18 protein-coding genes are annotated in these 20,542 nt (G+C 47.0%); 13 read left to right on the forward strand and 5 right to left on the reverse strand.

Annotated elements, in window-relative coordinates; genetic code table 11:
* The first annotated feature begins 94 nt into the window (after positions 1-94).
* The 8 genes from ACN0T0_RS17125 to ACN0T0_RS17160 all read left to right on the forward strand — a co-directional run bounded on the left by ACN0T0_RS17125 (position 95) and on the right by ACN0T0_RS17160 (position 8,140).
* Positions 95-661 carry a hypothetical protein gene (locus tag ACN0T0_RS17125; protein WP_417227949.1) on the forward strand — a complete coding sequence of 189 codons (567 nt, stop codon included), beginning with the start codon at positions 95-97 and terminating at the stop codon, positions 659-661.
* Positions 648-1,613, forward strand: a complete 966-nt coding sequence (locus tag ACN0T0_RS17130) for a DUF2971 domain-containing protein (RefSeq protein ID WP_417227950.1) — start codon at positions 648-650, stop codon at positions 1,611-1,613. The genes ACN0T0_RS17125 and ACN0T0_RS17130 overlap by 14 nt, the downstream gene beginning before the upstream one ends.
* 356 nt (positions 1,614-1,969) lie before the next feature.
* Positions 1,970-2,200, forward strand: a complete 231-nt coding sequence (locus ACN0T0_RS17135) for a transposase (protein ID WP_417227951.1) — start codon at positions 1,970-1,972, stop codon at positions 2,198-2,200.
* A gap of 630 nt (positions 2,201-2,830) precedes the next feature.
* The gene (locus tag ACN0T0_RS17140) at positions 2,831-3,691 is read left to right on the forward strand and encodes an HNH endonuclease (protein ID WP_417227952.1); all 861 of its coding nucleotides are present in this window, start codon (positions 2,831-2,833) and stop codon (positions 3,689-3,691) included.
* Positions 3,692-4,199: 508 nt separating this feature from the next.
* Entirely contained in the window at positions 4,200-4,778 is a 579-nt protein-coding gene (locus ACN0T0_RS17145; protein ID WP_417227953.1) for a PhnA domain-containing protein, read from the forward strand.
* Positions 4,779-5,440: 662 nt separating this feature from the next.
* Positions 5,441-5,836 carry an ACT domain-containing protein gene (locus ACN0T0_RS17150; protein ID WP_417227954.1) on the forward strand — a complete coding sequence of 132 codons (396 nt, stop codon included), beginning with the start codon at positions 5,441-5,443 and terminating at the stop codon, positions 5,834-5,836.
* Positions 5,837-6,060: 224 nt separating this feature from the next.
* Positions 6,061-7,128, forward strand: a complete 1,068-nt coding sequence (locus tag ACN0T0_RS17155) for a hypothetical protein (protein ID WP_417227955.1) — start codon at positions 6,061-6,063, stop codon at positions 7,126-7,128.
* A gap of 160 nt (positions 7,129-7,288) precedes the next feature.
* Complete coding sequence (locus ACN0T0_RS17160) at positions 7,289-8,140, forward strand: SDR family oxidoreductase (RefSeq protein WP_417227956.1); 852 nt, start codon at positions 7,289-7,291, stop codon at positions 8,138-8,140.
* Positions 8,141-8,205: 65 nt separating this feature from the next.
* Here ACN0T0_RS17160 and ACN0T0_RS17165 read toward each other — a convergent pair whose 3' ends face one another.
* The 5 genes from ACN0T0_RS17165 to ACN0T0_RS17185 form a co-directional block, all read right to left on the reverse strand.
* The gene (locus ACN0T0_RS17165) at positions 8,206-9,510 is read right to left on the reverse strand and encodes a sensor histidine kinase (RefSeq protein ID WP_417227957.1); all 1,305 of its coding nucleotides are present in this window, start codon (positions 9,508-9,510) and stop codon (positions 8,206-8,208) included.
* Complete coding sequence (locus tag ACN0T0_RS17170) at positions 9,507-10,193, reverse strand: response regulator transcription factor (protein WP_417227958.1); 687 nt, start codon at positions 10,191-10,193, stop codon at positions 9,507-9,509. Before ACN0T0_RS17170 ends, ACN0T0_RS17165 begins: the two co-directional genes overlap by 4 nt.
* 96 nt (positions 10,194-10,289) lie before the next feature.
* Complete coding sequence (locus tag ACN0T0_RS17175; RefSeq protein WP_417227959.1) at positions 10,290-11,717, reverse strand: efflux transporter outer membrane subunit; 1,428 nt, start codon at positions 11,715-11,717, stop codon at positions 10,290-10,292.
* Positions 11,710-14,871: an efflux RND transporter permease subunit gene (locus ACN0T0_RS17180; protein ID WP_417227960.1), complete on the reverse strand. Its 3,162-nt coding sequence runs from the start codon at positions 14,869-14,871 to the stop codon at positions 11,710-11,712. Before ACN0T0_RS17180 ends, ACN0T0_RS17175 begins: the two co-directional genes overlap by 8 nt.
* Positions 14,872-14,873: 2 nt before the next feature.
* Entirely contained in the window at positions 14,874-16,064 is a 1,191-nt protein-coding gene (locus tag ACN0T0_RS17185) for an efflux RND transporter periplasmic adaptor subunit (protein ID WP_417227961.1), read from the reverse strand.
* Positions 16,065-16,429: 365 nt separating this feature from the next.
* On the opposite strand from ACN0T0_RS17185, the gene sugE reads away from it, so the two are divergent.
* The 5 genes from sugE (at position 16,430) to ACN0T0_RS17210 (ending at position 20,516) form a co-directional block, all read left to right on the forward strand.
* Positions 16,430-16,747 (forward strand): quaternary ammonium compound efflux SMR transporter SugE, encoded by a 318-nt coding sequence (gene sugE, locus ACN0T0_RS17190; protein WP_417227962.1) that lies wholly within the window; start codon positions 16,430-16,432, stop codon positions 16,745-16,747.
* Positions 16,748-16,924: 177 nt separating this feature from the next.
* Positions 16,925-17,170, forward strand: coding sequence for a DUF2164 domain-containing protein (locus tag ACN0T0_RS17195; RefSeq protein ID WP_417227963.1), 246 nt, complete (start codon positions 16,925-16,927; stop codon positions 17,168-17,170).
* A gap of 196 nt (positions 17,171-17,366) precedes the next feature.
* Positions 17,367-18,080, forward strand: a complete 714-nt coding sequence (locus tag ACN0T0_RS17200; RefSeq protein WP_417227964.1) for a peptidase — start codon at positions 17,367-17,369, stop codon at positions 18,078-18,080.
* 197 nt (positions 18,081-18,277) lie between these two features.
* A complete protein-coding gene (locus ACN0T0_RS17205) occupies positions 18,278-18,685 on the forward strand; it encodes a NifB/NifX family molybdenum-iron cluster-binding protein (protein WP_417227965.1) in 408 nt (135 codons plus the stop codon).
* 1,033 nt (positions 18,686-19,718) lie between these two features.
* Entirely contained in the window at positions 19,719-20,516 is a 798-nt protein-coding gene (locus ACN0T0_RS17210; protein WP_417227966.1) for a pyrroline-5-carboxylate reductase family protein, read from the forward strand.
* The last annotated feature ends 26 nt before the right edge of the window (positions 20,517-20,542 follow it).

Here is a 20,542-nt window from a genome sequence, read left to right on the forward strand (position 1 = left end):
GAGCCGGATGCGGTAGTTCCGCACGTCCGGATCTGTGTGGGGGCGGTACGGGTAACTGGCCGTCCTACCACGACTACACCTTAGGGAGAGTAATATGGGTTGGAATGAGACTGATGAATACTCTGCGATGATAGGTGGAATTTTATATAGAAATGTTCATACACCATTTCTTGTAAATAGTAAGTCATTGATGCAGTTTTCTAGAAATGTAGACTCCGGAGAGTTGGGGGTTTCATTTGAATTGAAAGACGAAAACGGTAATGTTTTTTCAAAAGTAGTAAATAATACAATTGAGGAGGTTGATGATGACTTTACGGTTTTAGAAGGTCAGAAAAGGAAATCTATTATTCATAAAGAACGAGGTCAAGTAATCTTTGATCTGCAATATGGAATAGAAAACAATGAATTTGAAATTGAAATATCAGCACTTTTTTTAGTCGGGGGCTATCCTATTATTCTACACCCAGAAAGAACAAAGTTGGGTTGTCTTAATGATAATGGGGCACCGAATATATCTAGGTTGACTTTGAGTACTGTGGAAAAGAGTGCAGCAACAGGTATAGGTATAGATAATGGAAAAATCTATTTATTAGGTATGTGTATTGAAAACTTTCGTAATGGTGTTGATTTAAAATTGGGAGCTAAAGATGGAGCTGCCTGAAAATTATAGCCAGACGTTGTCAACTATTACTGACACATTTAATGGTACATGGAATCAACTACATTCTCCCTTTCCGAATAAACTGTTTCACTATACTTCTGCTGGAGGTCTTATAGGGATCTTGTCGTCTAAAGCAATATGGTTAACCGACCTGAAGTATATGAATGATATGTCAGAGCTACAATATGCATCAAAGCTCATAGAAAGCTGCATATCTGATATCAAGACAAAACCAGACATGACAGAGATTCAACTTGAGTTTTTGTCTAGAATTTCGAAGTCATACAACCCTTTCGAAAGTGGTGCGTCTGTCTATTCCGCATCTTTTTGTGAAAACGGCAATTTGCTAAGTCAATGGCGCGCTTATCGAGGACAAGGTGGGGGGTATGCAATTGGGTTTGACTTCTTTCATACTCTTCGCCTTTTAGATAAGCAATGCGCGCTGAGAAGAGTCATTTATGATCTAGAGCAGCAAAAAGAATTGATTAATGAAGTAATTAATCTTTTTATTAGTAATATAGGGATTGCAACTGCGAGTACTGATCTAGCTAGTGTTACCGATAATTTTCTACCCGCAGCTTGCCAAAGTTTTTCATTGATTGCGGGTGAGCTCCTATTTTGTCTAAAACATCCTGAGTTTCATGAAGAAAAAGAGTGGCGTTTAGTTCATTTCTCTAAACATCTTTCTGCAGTTGATAGAGACGTTGCTCCCCTAAATTTCAGAGAATACGAGGGGAATATTATTCCTTATTACTCTGTGAGCTATGAAACTGTAATAAAAGCTGCTTGTGATGATCTTTCAGGTATTGGCTTCCCGATTCGCGAAATGATAATTGGCCCCACAGTTAGCAGTGAGTTGAATGAACAGTCACTCAAAGCTCTCATATTTGGACTGTGTAAGGATATAGAGCCAAATATAAAGAAATCGGAAATTCCGTTAAGGTGGTTATAGTTGAATAACAAGCTACTGCACTCGAAAATTTACTCGCTTCGCTCCCAAATTTCCGGTGAGTGGAGCGTTATGCATAGAGGAGAGCGGCATGGAGATAGGGCTTTCAGATTGGATAGCAATAGCCTCACTGGCTACTTCGTTCATAGCATTTATTGAAGCGAAAAAAGCAAATAGGAATAAAATTAAAGGGTCAAAGCCCTTTTTTACAGCTCGACTATCTTCGTTTTTCTGTTTTTATTGTTCAATGCTAAAATAATTCTTTATGACAGGCGATTTCAAGGATGAGAGAATGCCAAGGAAACCGAGATTTTACTTATCGGGAGTACCCGTTCATATAGTACAGCGTGGTCACTCACGTGCCCCCCGTATTTTTTGAAGCTCAGTATTATGCGACATACACATACTGGATTAAGGAAAGCAGTAAGAAATACTCTATTTCTGTCCACGCTTTTGTCATGATAACAAATCATATTCATTTATTGGTAACTCCGAGTGAAACTGAGAGCGTTAGTCTGTTTATGCAATTTATAGGAAGACGGTATGTATCCTATATTAATCATAAGTATGGCAAGAGCGGTTCAATCTAGGAGGGGCGGTATAAAGCCTGTTTAGTTCAAGATGATGCTGACGGTAATGAGGTACATTGAGCTGAATCCGGTTCGTACAGAGGTGGTTGAGTTACCTGGTCATTATCGTTGGTCGAGCTTTTGCCACAACAGCGGAATAAAAAAATATCGAGTTTCTCATACCGCACCCATCGTATGAAGCACTTGGTAAGAGTCAGGAAGAAAGGCATCGGATGTATCAGGAGCTATTCAAAGGGCGGTTGATGAGGATGCTATGAAACGTATTCGAGAAGCTTGGCAGACAGGTACCCGCTGGGTAATGATATATTTCGAGACGAGGTTGAGCGACAGCTACACTGTAAAGTAGGATATGCAAAACGAGGGCGTCCAACGAGGAAAATTGATCAAAAAGGGCTTTGACCCCTTTGCTTTGGGACTTATTCTCGGCTTCTTAATTTTAGTTTCCTTCGCTATGTGGTTGATAATACTTGCTATATTCTGTTTAATTTTGTTATGTTTGGTTGCTTGTTTTGTATCACCTATAGCATAGTAAAAATAGTTAGCACGAACAGGAAGTCTGTGCTGTAGATAGGTGTTTATATCGGATTTTTAGTTTGATGGTCTTATTTCAAAAATGGATGCATACTTATTATGGATATATTAGATGTTGAATTTTTTTTATTAGAAGGGAAGCAAGTATTTTCTCCTCAAGAGCGAAAGGGTGTTGAGCATATAATCTCAAAACTAACCTCCAGTTTTCCAGGATTTGATACATATGCTGGAGTATTGAGAGGGGCGGTTAGAGTTGTTATCTTTGGCAAGAATGGACAAAAAGGTTCTAGAAAGCCAGCTTTTGCAATATATAAACCTAATAAAAATACCGCCTGTTATTTCGGCATTAGGTTTGATGATAAGAAGCTTCAGCAGAAAGTAAAGCAAAAACTATATCATGAATATAATAAAAAATTCTCTTTAGAAGAAGTTGCTGGCTGTGCAGAAGAGTTTAATAGTTACTTAGAGTCGCTTAGCTCAATTGAGGAATTAAGGGATAGGATGAATGGTAATTCAGAGAATGAAATACCTAGAATTCCAAGAATAATTGAAGATGTCCCGCCTGTAGATGAAGATGATGTTATTGGTATTATTAAAAAGAGGCGTGGTCAATCAAAGTTTAGGAAATTACTTCTCGATATTTTTGAGAAAAAATGTGCGGTTACAGGATGTAATGTGGTTGATTTACTAGAGGCGGCTCATATTGTTCCGCATAACATCTCAGTAAATTACAAATCTTACAATGGCTTATTGTTACGAGCTGATATTCATACTTTATTTGATCTTGATTTACTGAAAATAAAATCTGATGGTGAAATAGAAATAAAAGATGAACTTTTGAAAGATAGCTATTATAAAGAACTTCAAGGCAAAGGTATTCGTTTTCCAAAGTTACAAGGAAAGGCGATAGATGAGTTTAGAATAGCCTTATCTAAGCGTTATGAGAAAATAACCCAATAAATTTATAACGATTAAATATTATTCGGAATTTAAAACTTATATGCTTTGTTGTTCAGCTACGATTTTGAATTTTGATAATTTTTACAGTTACTGTACGCCTTAATATTGCAATATACGCGGATATTCATATTTAAGCTTGCAATTAAAAATCAAAGGGATCAAAGCCCTTTTCTGCAGCGCGTTTATCTTCGTTTTTCTGTTTTTATTGATCAAAGCGAGCAGGGAGAGGTGCACCTAAAAATACCTTGATGCCGCCATAGATCGGCGCAATGGTGAATGCCTTAAAGCGTTCACGTCTTGTGGTGGAATACCATCTTTACCCTGATAAACCACTCGGTTTTCGCTAAATACGCAACCAAAACATCGCTTTGATACCGAACTTCAGCTTTTTTGTAGGCAACTGGCCTGATCCTGAGGCAATCTTCTGGTACAATGCGCGACTTTGAAATTCCGTCACTATCCTGCGGCTCTGGGATAGAGGCATTGTGACCAATTTACAGGAGTGAACATGAGTACAGAACAAGCCCTTCGGGACCGCAGCGAATCAAAATGTGAGTTATGCAGCGCAACCGATAATCTGAGTGTTTATGAAGTACCGCCGAATTCACTTGGTGGTGTTGATGACTCTGTTCTGCTGTGCAGCACTTGTAAAGGTCAGATCGAAAACCCAGAAACCACCGATGCAAACCACTGGCGTTGCCTGAATGACAGCATGTGGAGCCAGGTGCCTGCAGTGCAAGTCGTTGCTTGGCGCATGCTTAACCGTCTGCGTGGCGAAGGCTGGCCGCAAGATCTGCTGGATATGCTCTATCTGGATGATGAAACTGCACTCTGGGCAAAAGCGACTGGCGATCATCTAGACGATTCTGAGAAAGTCATTCACCGCGACAGTAACGGTGCAATCTTGACTGCTGGCGATAACGTTGTATTGATCAAAGATCTGGACGTTAAGGGTGCAGGCTTTACCGCTAAGCGTGGTACTGCAGTACGTGGTATCTCTCTGGTGCAAGAAAACGAAGAACACATTGAAGGTCGCGTTAACGGTACGCGCATCGTTATTCTGACTAAATTCGTTAAGAAATCTTAATCCGCATCTGAATGCTAAAAACGCGCCTACTTGGCGCGTTTTTTGGTTTTAGTAAGTAGAGTAAGTAGGGACAGGTTAAGTAAGGGGCAGGCACTCATCACTTGATTTAGGTGGTGATTGTCGTGGTTCAATCAACATTGTCTAGGGACAGCCATCTCTTGCTATCAGGGGTATCACAGAGATCAGGGGTAAGGTTAAGTAAGGGACAGGCACTCATCACTTGATCGAGGTGGTGATTGTCGTGGTTCAATCAACATTGTCTAGGGACAGCCATCTCTTGCCATCAGGGGTATCACAGAGATCAGGGGTAAGATTCAAGACGACAAATGGCATCGACAGTAGGTAGGGACAGGCACTCATCATTTGATCTAGGTGGTGATTGTCGTGGTTCAATCAACATTGTCTAGGGACAGCCATCTCTTGCTATCAGGGGTATCACAGAGATCAGGGGTAGATTCAAGAGGACAAATGGCATCAACTGGCAGCGTTTTCGGATGATGTTTGGGCCCCGATGATTGCCTGCACCGCGTCCTACTTTTTTAATATCCCGTGTTCTAAAGCACGTTGTTCTGTGTGATTATTGTGCTACAAAAGAGACGCCAATATTGTTTTTTCTAAATGTCTTGTCGTCTATTGAGCCGTTAGCGATAAAGGAGAGTCCTGTGGTGGGAGAAACGAATTTAACTAAGTTGCTAGAGTCGATGTCACCAAAACTAATGTCGGGCGAATATGTCTTTTGCTCAGTACAGGGTGAGTATCAAGATTTTCATCAGTTGGCTCCGTTAGCATCCTATCGCGAGGAGGAGGGTTTAACCTTGTTGCTCACTAAGGAAGCCGCTATGGCCAATAATCTGCCATTTGAATCGGTGTTTAGGGGTATCACGCTAACGGTTCATTCAAGCCTTGATGCCGTTGGTTTAACGGCGGCGGTTTCGACTAAGCTGGCAGAAAAAGGCATCAGTGCCAATGTCATCGCAGCCTATTACCATGATCATATCTTTGTTCAAACCGATAAAGCGGCATTAGCTATGGATGCATTAGGTGAGTTTCGTCGTTAACAACCGTTTTTGTGGGGCATCAACAAGGACGATACGCATCAACTGGTTGACGTTATAAATTGATAAGTGAATCGATATGGTTCATATCAGCGGACCAGTTAAGGTTCGATGCTGGCGGGGTAGTAATGAAAGGGATCCTTAGCTTTATTTTAGTCGTGATACTTACATCGCTGTCTCATTTTTCTGTCGCGACAGAGGCTGAGGTTGAGCCTCTCGCAGAGGTCATGGCGTCACTGGAAAAAGTCTATGGGCGCTATATCGATCGGCAAAGAGATCCGATATCTATACCGTCGAACATCACTCGCCGATACGAATCTCTGTTGAGTGTACAAGGTGCAACGGCTGAAGGTAGCGCAAGATTTATCAATGAGATGCAACAAAATATCGCCAATTTTGACAAGGCCCAAGCCATCAGTTTCGAGTCAAACGAGATTTATGATTGGTATAAAACGCAGTTGTTACTGCTCGGTTTGAAAGCAGACACCTCTGCCAACATGAAAGCAATAGATAGAACTTACGTTGATATAGTTGAAAGCGAGCACTTTACGGGGGCCGATATTCTCGACTTTGAACAACGTTATCAAGTGGCGCTAAACAACCATACTGACGATGCCATTGCAGTATTTGAGCCGCTCAGAGCGTTGCAGGAAATAGCCTATAAGATAGCTTTATATTCGCGCGAGTTAACCGATGATGAAAAAGCCGCGCTAGCGGCCGAGATTAACCAATTTTCCATTGTGTTCGATGAAGTTGAAGCATTGGCAACGCAACAAAAATGGACCAAGGTTAGTCACAAGATTCCACCGGGCACCTCACTTGGCAGTCAATTGACGACAAAGATGCAAGCGACCTTAGATAACCGTGAGAACATTAGGGCGGATCAGATTGTGCGATACCGTGCTTTAGATACAGAACTCAGTGGGTTAAAAGAAGAGATTGAGCAACTGGATGATAAACTTGAAGGGTATGAAGAGGAGCTTCGCGAGCCATGTCAATCGGTACGGGTCGATTATTCCTGTGCTAGTCGGTGCCCTGATAAGCGTGTGCGAGATATAGTGTTGGGTTATTACAAAAATGTCCCTGATTATAAATGTTTATCGCATTGTGATAGGGCAGAACGCCAGAAACAGGCGAGTTATGATGAGGATGAGGCTTACTGTACCGAAGAAAAAGAAGACCTAAAAGCACGTTATCTCCGATATGGTGATGACAGGAACCGCCTAGTTGATAAGTTCAACGGGCGTTTACAAGAGTTTAGAGGCCTTCATGAGACATTAAACGAAGGATTATAGTGTCTCTGTTTAATGCTCGGGTCCGTTAAGTTATAGGGTTGAGTGCGTTACTTTTCTTCGGGGCGTATGCTCGTGTTAACCCGATGGCGCATGGCTAAATCAGCACTTAAGCCAAGCGCTTCCATCAGAGCTAAATCAGCTCTTAGATAAGGTGAAAACCATGAGAATTGCTATAACCGCCGCCAGCGGTCATTTAGGCAGTGAAATTGTTAATGCTACCGTCGCTTTGTTGTCACCTGAGCAGGTCATCGGTTTAGCGCGAACACCGGCAAAAGCCAGCCACCTCGGCGTTGAAATCCGCCCCGGTGACTATGATGACAAAGACGGCTTAGAAACCTCGTTAAAAGGGATCGATACGTTGTTGCTGGTGTCCGGGATGGATGCACCAGAAAAACGTATCGAGCAGCACCGTAATGTCATTCAAGCCGCAAAAAATAGCGGGGTGAAAAAGATTGTTTATACCAGTGTTCAAGGGGCCGAAGAGAATACGGCTTTTTCGCCGGTGATACAAAGCAACCGTCAGACAGAAACGGATATTATTCATAGTGGTTTAGAGTGGGTGATCGGTCGCAATGGGATCTATATCGAACCCGACATCGACTATATCGACAGCTATAAACGCCTCGGCGGTATTACTAACTGTGCAGGGGATGGTAAATGTGGCTATACCACCCGAGCAGAACTGGCTTATGCCTATGCCCGTATGCTAACTGAGACCCAGCACAATAGGCATACCTATAATCTCCATGGCGACGCCATTAGCCAATATCAACTGGCGGAATATCTGAATCAAGCCTTCGGTACGAATTTAGTTTATACGCCGATGTCGGTGGAGGCCTATCGTCAAGATCGTGTGGCGGAATTAGGTGAGTTTATCGGTACGGTTATTTCCGGTATCTATCAGGGTATTCGGGAAGGTAAGTCGGATAATCCAAGTGATTATCAACGAGCGGCAGGCAGAGAGCATCAATCTTGGCTGGATTATTTTGCGGCGCTCAAGGCACATCAGTAATCGCGCTTTATCGTATCGAGTTGCACAAGGCTTAGGTTGTCGATTAGCTAAAGGCCGCAGTTAGGTTAGTGTTTCTGTGTGAAGGCAAAATCAACAGTAACCTGGTATTGGCCCTTCACATCTGCGATTTCATAAAACCATCCGTGACGTTTGATGATTTTTTCACTCAGTTGCAGCCCTAAGCCGTAGCCTAATGCTACTTGATTGGCTGGGGCTGCTTGTCGCGGTGTGGCGGAGTCAGTATTGTCATTACGGTTAATGATTGTCACTCGGCTACCTTGCTGGGTGATCTGCACCTGGCCATATTGTGTATGCTGATAGGCATTGCGAATCAGGTTACTAAGCACAATATGACAGGCGGTGACATCGACCTGTAGCGAATACTCAGCGCCTTGAATATCGACGGTGACGCTTTTATCGTTGAGCAGATAACGCAGCTCGTCACATAACAGGTTTATTTTTGCATACAGGTTGATGGGCGTTAGGGCGACGTCTTGATCGTCGTTACGACTCAGCCAGAGTAAGGTGTCGGTTAGATCGCTCATGGTCAGGCCAGCACGCTGAATACGTTCTAACGTCAGCTGCTGTTTATCACTCAGAGGGGATTTTTCACTCAGCCGTTGCAGCAGTTCCACATTGCTACGAATCACCGAAATCGGGGTGCGTAATTCATGACTGGCGTAACTTAAAAAGCGTTGTTCCCGTTCCAAGCCTTGATGTGCCGAGGTTAAGCTGCTCTGAATTAAAGCGGCCAAGACATTCAATTCGTTATAACTGAAATCCGGGGGGGACTTTTTAATCTTCTCTTGGTTGAGTGATTTGGCCCAGTTTTTTAATGATTCGATCGGCTTAGCAATTTTTTGCATGATCATGACTAACGCAAAGGTAAACACAGCGATGGCGATCAGTGCGGTAAAAATAGCCCAATATAAGCGGTTTTTAGGGTCTTTAGCGCCGGGATGAGCCATTCGATTTTTTTCTAGCATGACTTTGGATACAAAGCGTTGCTCGCCTGTCGGCGTGTTAACTAACACGACAAAATAGATATTTTCAGGAATTGAAAAGATCGACGATTGTTCTTTAAGCTTCTGCAATTGATTGGCCTCTGTCGGTGGCGAAACAAACTGCTGCTGAATAATCTCCGGGGTGTCCTGCCAACGACTAGCGACATTAAAACCGATCACATCAACTGGCTGGCCCTCTTTAACATCAGTGGTTTTGGCGATATCGATCATCACTCCAATGATCCCTTTATCAAGACCATTGATAAAGTAATTCACACTTAACAGCGAAAAGCCGATCGCCATCACTGAGCCAAGCAGCACGACACTGATAAAGAAATACAGCCGTAGGCTTGGCCTAATTTTCACTCTACTGCTCCTTCATGCTGTTCTTTAATGGCAAAGCCGACACCGGCGATCGTCTCTAGCTTAATGTTGCTGGTCGTTGCTTCTAGTTGTTTGCGCAAGTGATAGATATGCACTTTTAGGCTATTACTATCAGGTTGTTCATCGCCCCATACCGCTTGCATAATTTGCTGTCGATCTACCGATTGAGGACTGGCGCGCACTAACACCTCTACTAATTTAAAGGCGAGGGGGGATAGCTTTAACGGTTGTTGTTGTAACAGGGCGGTACGCTGGGTTAAATCAAGGCTTAAATCACCGAGTACCAACCGTTTAACTTCACCGCTGCGGCGTTTGGCAAGCACCTGTACCCGCGCCACCAACTCTTTCATGGCAAAGGGTTTGACCAGATAGTCATCACTGCCGGCAGCAAAGCCTTGGAGTTTATTCTCTAGGCTGTCGCGGGCGGTTAGCATGAGGACTGGGATATCCATACCTTGCTCGCGCAAGGTATTGCATAGGGTTAAACCGTCCATTTTGGGCATATTTATATCCAGCATAATCATTTGATAATGATTATGCTGGATCAGGTTTAACCCCATGACGCCATTGCTGGCGTGATCACAGTTAATGGACTCAATATCGAGGTAATCGACGATGGTGGTTGCAAGATCAATATCATCTTCAACCAGTAGTACGTTGATCATTTAACAAAGACTCCTCATTCCTCTGGGCCTTTAATCCCAAACCCAGTGTACACTGCGGCCTTGCGGTTGTTTACATGTGACACTGTTGCGCCGAGTTTAGCCCTGCGTCGTATCACTTTCTGCTAACCCGCCACCCAATACTCGATACAGTGTAATACGATTATCCAGATCGGTCTGTCGAGTGCTGATTAACGCTTGCTGGGCACTATACAGGGTACGCTGAGCCTCAAGGGTATTTTGAAAGCTATCAACGCCATTTTCATAACGCGCTAAGGATAAGGCGTAATGACGGTTGGCGGATGCCACTAGGGCTTCCTGGGCATTGAGCTGTGCCTGTATGGTGGCTCGTCGAGCGAGTGCATCGGTCACCTCTTTGAATGCCGTTTGAATGGCATATTCATAGGCCGCCAGACTTTTACGCTGTTGGGCTTCACTATAGGCGAGACCTGCATCATTGGCACCTCCATCGAAAATAGGCAGGCTGAGGCTCGGTGCGATGGTCCAGATAGATGAAGCGCCACCGCTGAACAGATCACCCAATACTGTGCTGGCGATCCCGCCGGTTGTGGTTAATGACAGGGAAGGGAAGTACGCTGCCCGAGCGACGCCAATATTGGCATTAGCCGACTTTAAACTGTGTTCGGCGGCTAACACATCCGGTCGTTGCAACAACACCGCCGATGAAAGCCCCGCAGGCACGTCCGTCACCAATGCATCACTGTCGGGTAAGGCGTGCGGCAATAAGCTGCTATCGACGTGCTCACCAACCAGCAAGCGCAATGCATTGAGGTCCTGTGCAACTTGCGTGGTATACAGGGCGATATCGGCGCGGGCGCTGTGATAAACGGTCTCGGCACTGACCATATCGATCTGTGAATCGACCCCTAGGGTTAAGCGTTGCTGGGTAATGGCCAGCGCCTGTTTTGCATTACGCTGGGTTTCGTTGGCGAGTTGCAGAGCGCTTTGATCGGCAGCCAAGGTTAACCAAGCATTGGCGATCTCACTAATCAGGGTGATCTTGGCGGCTTTCGCCGTTGCTTCACTGGCTAAGTAAGCTTCCATTTGGGCATCGCTAAGGCTGCGATTCTTACCAAATAGGTCGATCTCATAGCCGCTTAAACCCACCTCAGCTTCATAGCTTGAGCTGATCGTGCCGGACGATTCACTGCGTGTGCCACTGAGACCCGCATTGAGTTGAGGCAACAGATCGGCCCGTTGAATTCGATAGCTGGCACGGGCGGCTTCAACATCGGCCAGGGTTTGGCGCAGGCTACGGTTGTTGCTCAGTGCTAACTCGATCACCTGAGTTAAACGCGCCTCTTTAATAAAGCTTTGCCAAGGCAACTGCATCGCTTGCTGATTCGATAAGCCTTGGCTATCGGCAACCGATTGGTTTTGCAGCTCATCGGTCAAGGGTAATGTTGGGCGGGCATAATCCGGCGCCAGAGAGCTACACCCGGCCAGCAGGATGGCACCTGCTAGCGGTAGTATACGTATGCTGCGAGGAACCATTAACTTAGTCATGGGTGTTGTCCTCATGATTGATCGCGTCGGCATACACCGGACGTCTTTTCGGGAAGAGGCTGCGGATCAAGACAAAGAACATTGGTACAAAGAAGATCCCAAGTATGGTGGCGGTGAAAGTACCACCGACAATACCGGTACCAATCGAGATCCGGCTGTTAGCTCCTGCGCCAGAAGATAGTGCCAACGGCAAGGTACCAAAGATGAAGGCCAGCGAAGTCATAATGATCGGCCGTAGGCGCAGTTTGGCTGCGTGCACGGCGGCGTCGACTAACGACATGCCCCGTTGATAGGATGCTTCAGCAAACTCGACTATCAAAATGGCATTCTTAGAGGCCAGTCCGATGGTCGTCAATAGCGCGACTTGAAAGTAAATGTCGTTATCCAGTCCACGCATACTGGTCGCTAATGCTGCACCCACTACACCGAGGGGGATGACCAGAATAACCGACAGCGGCACCGACCAGCTTTCATACAGGGCGGCTAGTGCGAGGAAAACCACTAAGATCGAGATCGCATAGAGCAGAGTCGATTGGCCGCTAGAGAGTTTCTCTTGATAGGACAAACCACTCCAAGCATAGGTTAATTTACCCTGGCCCACTTCTTGGGTTAGACGCTCCATTTCGTCCATCGCCTGACCGGAGCTAACGCCACTGGCCGGTGCGCCTTGTATCTCATAGGAGGCGATACCATTGAAGCGTGACAAGCTCTGTGGCGTGCTCGACCATGAAGAGCTACTAAAGGCCGAGAAGGGAGTCATGGTGGTTTCGCCATCGGCATTTTTACCACGCACATGCCACTGATTTAGGTCTTCAGGTTTCGCCCGAAAGGCTGCATCACTGGCGACATAAACCTTCTTCACGCGACCGTCATCGATAAAGTCATTGACGTAGGTGCCTGCCCAAGCCGAGGTGAGGGTGCTGGCGACATCGGATAATGATAAGCCGAGCGCGGTCGCCTTGCCGTTATCGATATCAATTTTAAGTTGCGGTGTAACACTCAAGGCGCCCTCGCGGATAGAGGTGAGTAAACCACTCTGACGTGCCTGTGTGATGAGTTCATCTTTTAAGGCGGTTAACTCTTCACGGCTAGTCCCCGCAGCGGCTTGTAGCTCGAAGGTAAAGCCGTTGCTTTGACCTAAGCCGCGAATAACCGGTTGTGATAGGGCAAAAATATTCGCATCGCGGATGGAGGAGAGGTTCTTATTCATACGCTGAATCAACGCATCGGCGCTTTGATCCTCTTGGGTACGATCATCCCAAGGCGTTAAAGATACGAAACCTAAGCCTGCATTTTGCCCGCTACCGGAGAAGTTAAAGCCGGAAATAGAGAAGGCGCGCAGGACAATATCGGATTCATTTTCAGCCAGATATTGCTCGACCTGTTCAGCCACGGCACGGGTACGTTTGATCGATGCACCCGCCGGTAGGCTAATTTGGAACATGGTGCTGCCTTGGTCCTCTTGCGGTAAGAAACTGGTTGGCAAGCGCACGATCAGCAGACCGAGGATGACCACAATGACGCCGTACACTAGCACCCAGCGGACTTTGCGGCTGATAATGCCCTGTACATGGCCGGTATAAGAGGCGGTCAGGCGATCAAACATCCGGTTAAACGCGGCGAAAAAGCCTTTGCCGTCGCTGCTGTGTTCTGTTTTGGTGAGTAGGCTAGCGCATAGCGTTGGGCTGAGTGTCAGGGCAACAATGACCGACAGTGTCATGGAGGAGACAATGGCGATCGAGAACTGCTTATAGATCACACCGGTCGAGCCGCCAAAGAAGGCCATCGGCAAAAATACCGCTGAGAGCACCACGGCGATGCCGACCAAGGCACTGCTGATCTCTGACATCGACTCGATGGTGGCATCCCGTGGTGAGAGGTTTTTCTCGCGCATTAATCGCTCGACGTTCTCCACCACCACGATCGCGTCATCGACCAGCAAGCCAATGGACAACACAATACCAAACATCGTCAGGGTATTAATCGAGAAGCCAAACCCTGACAACACACCAAAGGTGCCTAATAACACGACTGGTACGGCAATCGCTGGGATCAGAGTTGCCCGCCAGTTTTGTAAGAACAGCCACATAACCAAGACGACCAATACGATCGCTTCCGCGAGGGTTTGTACCACCTCGCTAATGGATATTTTGATAAATTCAGTGCTGTCACGAGGGAAGGTGACGGCGTAACCATCGGGTAAATTCGCTTCTAGCTCGGCTACTTTATCTTTCACCCGGGTGGCGGTATCGAGTGCGTTGGCGCCCGGTGATAACATCACGGCAATACCGGATGCCGGGTGGCCGTTTAAGCGGGGAATTGCACTATAGCTTTCACTGCCAATTTCAACTCGAGCCACATCGCTTAAACGTACATTCGCTCCAGAAGCGTCATATTTGATGATGATATTGCGAAACTGTTCCGGCGTTGACATCATCGACTGAGCGGTCACGGTGGCATTCAGTTCTTGGTTAGCCAGTGTTGGTATCGCACCGATCTTACCGGCGGGCACTTGCACGTTCTGTGCAGCCAGTGCGCTGGTGATATCGGAGGGCATCAACTCATAGGCGGCCAGTTTAGTCGGGTCTAACCAGATACGCATGGCATATTGTGAGCCGAACACGCGAACATCACCGACACCTTGGATACGGGCGATGGAGTCTTCCATGTTGGAAGCGATGTAATCCGAGATGTCAAACGCGGATGCTTGGTCGGTGGTGTCATAGACCGCCGTAACCAGTAAGAAATCAGTGTTTGATTTGGTGACCGTAACACCTTGAGATTGCACCGATTCAGGGAAGCGAGAATTAACCTGCTGCACCTTGTTTTGCACCTGAACCTGCGCGAAGTCAGGGTCCGTACCCTGTTCAAAGGTGATATTGACCGAGGCTGAACCGTCCGAGGTGCTGGATGAGGAGAAGTACAGTAACCCATCAAGGCCGGTTAGTTGTTGTTCTAATATTTGTGTGACACTGTTTTCAACCGTGGCGGCATCTGCACCGGTATAGGTGGTTTTGACACTGATTACTGGTGGCGCAACACTGGGGTACTGCGCGACCGGTAGCGACATAATCGAGGCGATACCGGTTAGCATAATGACGATGGAGATAACCCAGGCGAACACGGGCCGGTCAATAAAGAAGCGAGCAAACATGGTTACGCTCCCCCTTGGATGGCGGCGGTGTCAGTGTTTGGTTTTACCACGGTGACCATCGAGCCATTGCTATTCATTTCGACTTGAATCGGTTTTACTTCGCTACCCGGACGGACTTTGCCTGAGCCTTCCACTAACAGTTTGTCATTTACCGCTAAACCACTGGCGATTAACCAGGTGTTATCGACCGCGTTAACGGTCTGTACGATACGTTTTTCGATGTGGTTGTCATCACTAATAACATAAGCATAAGCGGTGCCATCGGCGCTGTGATAGATCCCTTGCTGGGGCACTAGAATGGCATTTTCATCTACCGCTTCATTGACTTGAGTACGGACAAACATTCCCGGCAACAATAAACCATCCGGGTTAGGGAACTCGGCTCGCAGGGTAACGGTTCCGGTGGAGGCGTCCACCGATACTTCCTGCATTTTGAGTTGGCCTTGATGATCATACTCACTGCCGTCTTCTAGCTTCAGGGTCACGGCGGTGGTGCCCTGGGTGACGTCTTTCTCACGAACCAGTTGGCGCAGTTTTAACAGTTCAGCGCTGCTCTTGGTCATATCGACATAGATTGGGTCCAAGGTGCGGATGGTCGCCAAAGCTGAGGCTTGTTGTGCGGTAACTAACGCCCCTTTGGTGACGCTAGAGATACCGATATGTCCTGAAATAGAGGCTTTGACCTTGGTGTGTTCAAGGTTGATCGCTGCAGTTTCCAGAGCCGCTTGATATTTCTCGATGTTAGCCTTGGCTTCTAAGTAGGCGGCGTGAGCATCATCGGCATCCTGTTGCGAAATACCCTGCAGTTTGATCAATTTGGCATAGCGCTGGTCTTTGAGTTTGGCCGTGTGCAGTGCCGCTTTAGCGCTATTTAAATTGGCTTTAGCTTCATTATAAGCCGATTGATAACTGGCCGGATCAATTTGATACAGCAGTTGCCCCTGTTCGACTAAGTTACCCTCTTCAAATTGACGTTGTTGAATAATGCCGCTCACCTGTGGGCGTACTTCAGCAACCTGTGATGCGACCACCCGTGCTTGCATCTGTGTGTCAATGTTGTGGCTACTGCTGGTCACCGTAATATAGGACACGGCGGGAACGGTTGGGCCTCTCATTGCCGGCGTCTCTTGCTGGCAACCACTGATTAAAGCGGTGATAAGTACTAGCCCCCCGATATAGCGCGAGTATTTCATGATGGAATGTTCCTTAAATAAGTCGATAAAAAGATGAGGCTTCAGACAGCAGAGTATTCACGCTATGCATAGGAGAATACGGGTATACGTCTATTAAGATGGCAAGCATAACAAGGTCAAGGTTAAAGCAGGGTTAATGATCTTAGGTTGTAATACCTATGATGTTAAAAAGTGTTGTTGGTTTTAATCTAGTCGGCGTGTTTGAGTATCGGCTATTCCTATATGTTGGATGAAAACGGACTTTAGCATCGTTATAATCCCGTTTTGGAGGCGCAGGATTAGCGTCTTATCGCTTATTTTGATGTGGGGACGACCTCACCGCTCTTGTCATATTTGGGGACGACCCCGTTGTCAGAGAGGTGTTTATGAATTGGCTTATTTTAGTGCTGGCTGGATTGCTGGAGATTGGTTGGGCTATCGGCCTGAAATATAGTGAAGGCTTTACCAAGTTTTGGCCGACCGTCGGCACTATTATGTCGCTGGTGGCGAGCTTCCTCTTATTGGGAGTGGCGATGCGAACTCTGCCGGTGGGTACTGCCTACGCGGTATGGGTGGGTATCGGTGCCGTCGGTACGGCGACATTGGGTATTATGTTGTTTGATGAATCAGCTGACATACTCAAAATTGTTAGTCTCGGCTTTATTTGCGCGGGGATTGTGGGGTTGAAACTGGCCCATAGTTAACGCAAGCAGGCTAACCCTTAGGCTAGAAGTGACGCCCAAAACGACAGCGATGTGGTTTTGGGCATTTTTATGGCTATTCATTAGATCGCTATGGGGCATCGGCTTGCTAGGGCGGGTCGCCTAGGCAGAACTTTCAGATTAAAATAGGTGGTCTACATAGCGACGCCGAGGCCCCGAATGAGTGAGATTAAATTTACCAAAGATGAGACCGACCGTATTGTCAGCAAGGTAAAGCGATACTTTGAAGATGAATTGGACCAAGAGATCGGCGGCTTTGAGGCTGAATTTTTACTCGAGTTCTTTGCTAAGGAAATAGGGCCTTATTTTTATAACCGTGGTTTGCTTGATGCTCAGGGGGTTTTTGCTGAGAAAGCAGTCGAGGCGGGTTATCTTGTCGATGAGCTGGAAAAGCAGCTGGGCTAAGGGTTTGCGCCTAAGCAGTCACTTTAGATCGAGCCAAAGAGGCCGATGAGCATAAATAAATAACACTTCTGTTTTATAAAACTCTTATAATGTGCGAAATCAGAAAGCCTGAACGATATAGGCCGGAATGTTCGTGCTATTCGAGCAAACGAATGACCGCCAATCGAGGCCTTTCTTAGGTGTTGAGGAGAGTATAGTGACCTACTGTGTGGGTATCAGAACAAGCGAAGCGACCATAATGATTTCCGATTCCCGCACCAGTGCCGGCGTCGATAACATTAGCAGCTATAGCAAAATGTGGCGTTACGGTGTGCCCGGTGAGCGGCAGTTTGTATTGTGCAGCGCGGGTAATTTGGCTACTACACAGGCGGTGATCGCTAATATCGAGCGGGATATCAATAACGGTGCTGAGCCAAGCTTGCTCACGGTCGTCGATATGCATCAAGCCGCTGAGTATATTGGCAGCATTAGCTTGGAAGTGCAGGAAAAAGCCGGTGGTGGTTCGGTGTTTGAATCGACCTTCCTTTTATCAGGTGAGATTCGTGGCACGCAAAGCGCCCTGTATTTGATCTATGCCCAAGGGAATTTTATCGTCAGCTCCTCACAGGTGCCTTTTTTACAGATCGGTGAGACTAAATACGGTAAGCCAATTTTAGATCGGGTCATTCAGGAAAGTACGTCGATTGATCGCGCTGTGGTCTGCGGACTTATCTCGATGGATGCAACCCTGAAGAGTAACCTCACCGTAGGGCCGCCGATTGAGCTCTATATTCTCCAACATGGCAGTTTGACCCTCGGGCGTTATCGTTCGTTTGGTGAAGATGATGACTATATGCGAGATCTGCGTAAGCAGTGGAATGTCGCTATGGAAAACGCAGTGGATGCGATGCCACGTTTACAGCTCGGTTGATATAACATCAATCGAGGGGCGCTTGAACACAATATTTTAATAATAACTCAATAAAAACGACCACTTTTTGCCTAAAAACGCAAAAACTGCCCGAAGTCAGGGTTTTCAGTGGTCAGTTATGTAAACTGGCGCACATTGTTAATGCGCGTTAGTTACCAATTATCAGAAAAATTCAGTAAGTGGATTGAGGTATTCAGATGAAAATAGCAGTAGCCAGCCGAGATGGTGTTACGGTAGCCGAACATGTCGGTAAGTGTAAAAACTGGATTGTGTTTAAGGCTGATATGACGGGGGCCTCCCCGTTGGGAAAGCCACATCTGAAAATGTTGGAACTGATATCGCTACCGAAAGCGTTGGTGTTTCATCATTATAAAAATGATATGCCTCATCCATTAGCTGATTGTGCCGCTTTGATTGGCGCCAGCGCGGGTGAAGGCTTTATCGGTAAGACCGCCCTGATGGGTATTGAAGCGGTGATTACCGATGAAACCGACCCGGCACAAGCCGTTAAAGAGTATTTAAACCATCAAACAGTACCCCTTGAACCTCATCTCATCGATGGGCTAACTAGCAATGGCGGTGGTTTGTTTACCTCAGAGCATTAATCTTCGTTTGTTTCGGCAGTGCGAAACGCCGCGCTGCCCTCTATCTTTTCCCTCCCTGTTAGTCCCTTTATTTTTATTTCGTCTTAGTGACAGCTTTTTGTTGTTGGAGGCGCTGTCTTCTGAATGTCGAGTCGTCTCCGCTAGCAGTAGTTTCTTCCGGCTTATCGCCCCGAGACGGGCTCCTATAAGGGGATGGTTTGTTGTCTGTCGGTGGGAGCTGCCTGTGGCGGCGATGATTTTATCTGGGCTTATCGCCCCGAGACGGGGCTCCTACAAGGTGATGGTTTGTTATCTGTCGGTGGGAGCGCCTCTGGCGGCGATGATTTTATTGAGTCTTATCGCCCCGAGACGGGGCACCTACAGGGTGATGGTTTGTTATCTGTCGGTAGGAGTTGCCTCTGGCGGCGATGATTTTATCTGGGCTTATCGCCCCGAGACCGGGCGCCTACAGGGTGATGGTTTGTTATCTGTCGGTGGGAGCTGCCTGTGGCGGCGATGATTTTATGGTTTTATCGCCTCGAGACGGGGCGCCTACAAGGGATAGGCGTGTTATATGTCTATGGGAGCTTTTAGCAGCGATGATTTTATCTGGGTTTATCGCCCCGTGACGGGGCTCCTACAAGAGGGTGGTTTGTTATCTGTCAGTGGGAGCAGCCTCTGGCGGCGATGATTTTATCTGGGTTTATCGTCCCGAGACGGGGCGCCTACAGGGTGATGGTTTGTTATCTGTCGGTGGGAGCAGCCTCTGGCGGCGATGATTTTATCTGGGCTTATCGCCCCGAGACGGGGCTCCTACAGGGTGATGGTTTGTTCTCTGTCGGTGGGAGCTGCCTGTGGCGGCGATGATTTTATTGAGTGTTATCGTCCTGAGATAGGGCGCCTATAGGGTGATGGTTTGTTATCTGTCGGTGGGAGCAGCCTCTGGCGGCGATGATTTTTGATGCGCTTTTTCACTCGCCAATAGGCTAGAATGATCATTCATTATCGGGTGAACGTAGCGATAGATTCTTGGGTTTTAAGGGGGTTGTGACATATGCGGGATAATCTTTGCGTGGGTATTATTGGTGGCTCCGGTCAGTTGGGGGGCGCTATCGCCCAAGGGTTATTACGCAGCGGTGTGGCACCCGAGCGTCTATGGTTGTCTAGTCGACGTCTTCCTGCTGATCATGAAGCCGTTGACCCTAAGATAAATCGTACCACCCGTAACCAAGACGTTATTGAGCAGTGCGATGTCGTTATCGTGGCGGTGCCGCCGCATCTGTCCGGTAATATAGACATTGATGCGACAAAGAGGGATTGTTTGATCATCTCGGTGATGGCTGGCGTCACGCTGGCACAACTGCAACAGCTATCTAGCAGTCGTCGGGTAATACGGGCGATGTCGAGTCCTGCCGCTGAAAAAGGCTTGGCATATTCACCTTGGTTTGCCAGCGAGGCGATAACCGATACAGACCGACTTGCAGTGAGCCATGTTTTTGAGGCGATTGGTCAGACCGATGAAGTGTTTGACGAGTCGCACATTGATCAGTTCACCGCTTTAATCGGCCCAGTGCCCGGATTTGTGGCTTACTATGCTGATTGTATGGTGAACTATGCGGTCGATCAGGGTATTAACGCCAAGGTTGCTGAACGAGCGATACGGCAGCTCTTTCATGCCAGTGGCGTGATGCTGGCAGATTCCGAGGCTTCTCCTCGAGCCCATGTGGATGCCATGATTGATTATGATGGCACTACGGCTGCGGGGCTAAAATGTATGCAGGCTTCTACATTATCCGCGTCGATTGATGCAGGACTGGCCGCCGCCGTTGAAAAAGCGCGGCAGATTGGATAACCCTTGATGGGCTGAATAGCACAAGC

This window comes from Amphritea sp. (assembly GCF_048266285.1).
Lineage (GTDB): Bacteria > Pseudomonadota > Gammaproteobacteria > Pseudomonadales > Balneatricaceae > Amphritea.